This is a genomic window from Caballeronia sp., from assembly GCF_028292365.1.
Lineage (GTDB): Bacteria > Pseudomonadota > Gammaproteobacteria > Burkholderiales > Burkholderiaceae > Caballeronia.
This window is the reverse complement of record NZ_JAQGMM010000113.1, coordinates 1-2,735: the sequence shown is the minus strand read 5'-3', so window position 1 is coordinate 2,735 and position 2,735 is coordinate 1. Positions and strand designations below refer to the sequence as shown.

3 protein-coding genes and 3 pseudogenes are annotated in these 2,735 nt (G+C 57.4%); 2 read left to right on the top strand and 4 right to left on the bottom strand.

Going from position 1 to position 2,735, the window contains the following annotated elements; translation table 11 throughout:
- Together JWR14_RS07080 and JWR14_RS07075 are read right to left on the bottom strand one after the other, a co-directional pair.
- A pseudogene (locus JWR14_RS07080) lies at positions 1-154 on the bottom strand (TerB family tellurite resistance protein); the annotation flags it as partial.
- A gap of 26 nt (positions 155-180) precedes the next feature.
- Complete coding sequence (locus tag JWR14_RS07075) at positions 181-366, bottom strand: DUF3563 family protein (protein ID WP_299703649.1); 186 nt, start codon at positions 364-366, stop codon at positions 181-183.
- Positions 367-672: 306 nt separating this feature from the next.
- Here JWR14_RS07075 and JWR14_RS38520 point away from each other — a divergent pair.
- Both JWR14_RS38520 and JWR14_RS07065 read left to right on the top strand, forming a co-directional pair.
- Positions 673-777, top strand: a pseudogene (locus JWR14_RS38520) (hypothetical protein); the annotation flags it as partial.
- A gap of 45 nt (positions 778-822) precedes the next feature.
- Positions 823-1,184 (top strand): annotated as a pseudogene (locus JWR14_RS07065) (aldehyde dehydrogenase family protein); the annotation flags it as partial.
- A gap of 247 nt (positions 1,185-1,431) precedes the next feature.
- Here JWR14_RS07065 and JWR14_RS07060 read toward each other — a convergent pair.
- Both JWR14_RS07060 and JWR14_RS07055 read right to left on the bottom strand, forming a co-directional pair.
- Positions 1,432-2,253 (bottom strand): aldo/keto reductase, encoded by an 822-nt coding sequence (locus tag JWR14_RS07060; RefSeq protein ID WP_299703646.1) that lies wholly within the window; start codon positions 2,251-2,253, stop codon positions 1,432-1,434.
- A 187-nt stretch (positions 2,254-2,440) separates the two neighbouring features.
- Positions 2,441-2,735: DUF4148 domain-containing protein (locus tag JWR14_RS07055; RefSeq protein ID WP_299703643.1), on the bottom strand; the 295-nt coding region annotated here is incomplete at its 5' end.

Here is a 2,735-nt window from a genome sequence, read left to right as displayed (position 1 = left end):
CCATAAACTGACGCGGGTGCAACGACAATCGCTGTTCGATGCCCTGGCGATCGAGCGCTTCAATCTCGTCCGCGCTTACGTGTCCGTCCGACAGTAAGCAGGCCGCAACGATGCGCGCTGCTGCTTCAGGGCTGTCGCATTGATAGTGACGCATATCGGTTCTCCTTGTCCGTTGATCGATCACAGTTCGTTATCGCGCGGCATGACGCTCGAATGCAGACTGAACGGATAACCGCCGCTGTCGAGATGACGCATGCGGCGTTCGAGATCCGCAAGATCGGTCGATGACGCCAGGTACTCTTCGCGTTCGTCGTAGAGAGTAGTCGAGAACAACGACCCCTGTTTTTCTGAAAGTGCGGCAAACATGATGTGCTCCTTGAGTGGCGCGACGCATGTCGGGCCGGCGGTCCGCATCGTCGCTTCAGTCCGATGCGTGCCAAACGCGTTTTTCGCATCCGACTGGTGGTTCGAACTTGAACCTGTGCACCGACGAGCGAATCGTATGCGCCGTGAATTAGCTGAAAATGAGAGGCGTGCGCGGCACTCCAAAATGAATCATGTTGTGAGCCACCGTGTGTTTCGAAAAAATTGCACAAAGACGATTGCGTTGATCTTTTATATATCTATTGAAAGAATGGCCTCTTCATACCTTCGGGGTATGAGGTTTTTGTTATGTTTCAAAACCTTAAGTGCAGGAAGAAGCAAAATATGGCCGCCTTCGATCTCAATCTCTTACGTATCTTCGACGCTGTTTGGCGTCACCGGAATCTAAGCCGGGCGGCCATGGAGCTGGAACTCACACAGTCGACGCTATCGCACGCGCTGTTGAGCGGCGTTACACCGAATAACCCGGCGTTCAACGAAGAGATCTTCGGACCCTAACCGTCGTGGTGCCGTTCGATAGCGATGATGAGGCGATCGCGCTGGCCAACCGCACCGAGTACGGACTGTCGATGGGTGTTGTGACGGCGAACGTCGGACGCGGGTTGCGGATCGCAGAGCGGTTGCGCACGGGGCTTCTGCATATCAACGACCAGACGGTTAGCGACGATGTTGTCAATCCGTTCGGAGGTGTCGGCGCCTCGGGCAATGGCACGAGCATTGGCGGACCGGCAAACTGGGAGGAGTTCACGCAGTGGCAATGGATGACCATCAAGGGTGAAGCGCCGCTCTATTCCTTGTAGTCCATGCAGCATGGAGAGCGCGTTTCCTGCGCGCCTTCAGCGGCCGGAATGATTTGAAAGCAGGCGTCGGCGATATGTTCAGCGAACGCACTGTCCCCGACAGTCCGCCGAGCGCTGCGACACGTACGAACGCCTGCATGCCGATAGTACGATCGAGCATGGCGATCCCACTCTTCCGGCGGCGATTAATTGGACGACATCTCGGCAACGAGACCAAACGACTGGGATCAAGGTTCGGGTGGCCGCGTCACACATCCCATTGCGGTGCGAATGGCGGGTTCACAAACCGCTGATTCTTCGGTAGAGCCGCGATGGCTTTTCTGTCGGCATCATCCAGACGGATGTCAAGCGCATCCAGGTTTGCTCTCTGAGTCTCTCGGCGTTGAGCTTTCGGAATAGCCACCACCCCTGGCTGGTCGAGCAACCATGCAATCGCGACCTGAGCCGCGGTGACACCGTGCTTTTTACCAACGCGCACGAGAACAGGATCGTTAGCCGCACGACCTTGTGCGAGCGGCGCGTATGCAACCAATGGTATGCCTTGGGCGCGCAGGTACGTGAGCATCGCCTCCTGTCCGAGGAACGGGTGGTATTCCACCTGATGACAGGCAATTGGGGCTCCAATGTCCTCCAAGACGACTTTCAGAAGCTGCATATTAAAATTGCATACACCGACGGCCCGCGTGAGTCCTGCTTCGCGCAGTCCCTGAATGGTCTCAAGTACAGCCGGCAAATCCATGCTGCTTGACGGCCAGTGAACCATGTACAGGTCTACGAAATCGAGTCTAAGTTTCTCAAGACTTGTTTCGAGCGATCGCCCGATCGCATCGGGCGCGAGGTGGTCGTGCCACACCTTGGTTGTAACGTGAAGGGCGGAACGCGCTATTCCTGACGCCGCGATAGCCGCGCCCACTGCCTCCTCGTTCTCGTACATTTCTGCGGTATCGATGTGGCGATAGCCGAGCTCCAATGCGCTCTCGACAACAGGTTGACATTCGTTGCCAGCCATGCGGAATGTGCCGAATCCCAGGCGAGGCATCGTAAGACCTTGGGTTTGAACTGTAATCACAACTTTCTCCTTGTTGGGGGCGACGGTTGGCTAAGAAGGATCTTGCTTCGATTGTTCGTCGGACGCGATCGCTACACCTGGTGTAGTAGCCGGTCTGAAGCGTGACGGTTTTTGCTAGTCCAGCCTGAAAGTGGCCGTCCGGGGCGGGCAGGGAGTGCAGATGCTTTCCGGCCGGACGGCGGATGCTTCAGGGATGCGCATACAGTGAACCGAGGCCGGTTACGGCGGTGGAGCGGCCCGATGCGGTGGAGCCGTCCTGGACGCCACCGATACCGCTTTCGACGTTGGCGGCGGTGTTGCGCTGTGCACGGATCCTGGCCTCAGCTGCCTGAATGTCGTTCGGATAGTGGGGATTGTTATTACCCGGGCGGTAGCCGGCCTTTTCGATCTGTACGAGTTCGGCGCGCACCTGGGCACGGGTCAAGGTAGAGGTGGTTTCCTGGGCATGGCTAGCGATCGGAAAGGCGAGGGCAGCTGCGACG